1 protein-coding gene is annotated in these 677 nt (G+C 69.3%); it reads right to left on the bottom strand.

Annotated features, from left to right (window positions below):
• Positions 1-67 precede the first annotated feature (67 nt).
• Positions 68-677 (bottom strand): enoyl-CoA hydratase-related protein (locus tag ACOADB_RS11870; protein ID WP_378598484.1); only part of this gene is annotated, 610 nt, incomplete at its 5' end.

The following is a 677-nucleotide window of genomic DNA, read 5'->3' as shown; positions in this document are numbered from 1 at the left end:
AGCGGACGGCTGAGACGATGACTGCTTCGGGCATGGGGGTCCTCCTGGGATGAAATGTTGTGCTTGCTTAAGGTGCGATGGAAAGGCCGGGGAATGCCGGCGGCCGACCCTCGAGATAGCTGGTGAGCCCCTCGCGGAAGTCGGGGGAGCTGAACGCGTCGAGCATGAGCCGGTCGGCCTCATCGAGAGCCTCGGCGAACGTGCTGTCCTGGGCATGGAGCAGCTGCCGCTTGATCGTTCGCATGGAGGCCGGCGAGCAGGCGTTCGCCAGTTCCTCGGCGTAGGCGACGGCAGCGTCGAGCAGCAGGTCGGGCTCGACGATCCGGTCGATAAGCCCGATCCGGAGAGCCTCGTCGCCGAGGACGACCCGCGATGAGAGCAGGATGTCCAGGGCGCGGCTCCGGCCAACGAGGCGCGGCAGCAGCCAGGCGACGCCGTACTCGGCGATGAGCCCGCGGCGGGAGAAGGCGGCGGTGAGCTTGGCGCGCGGAACGGCGAAGCGGACATCGCAGTACAGCGCCTCGACGAGCCCGAGGCCGGCGGCACCACCGTTGATGGCTGCGACCAGCGGCTTGCTGAACAGCAGGGGGCGGTGGCGCGGCGGATCACGTTGCACCACCGCGGAGAGGTCCCGGCTCTCCAGGACCTCGGACAGGTCGTCCATCTCCGCGCCGGCG

It is taken from the genome of Nocardioides sp. CPCC 206348 (assembly GCF_048654705.1).
Taxonomy (GTDB): Bacteria; Actinomycetota; Actinomycetes; order Propionibacteriales; family Nocardioidaceae; genus Nocardioides.
This window is presented reverse-complemented; position numbering and strand designations above follow the sequence as displayed.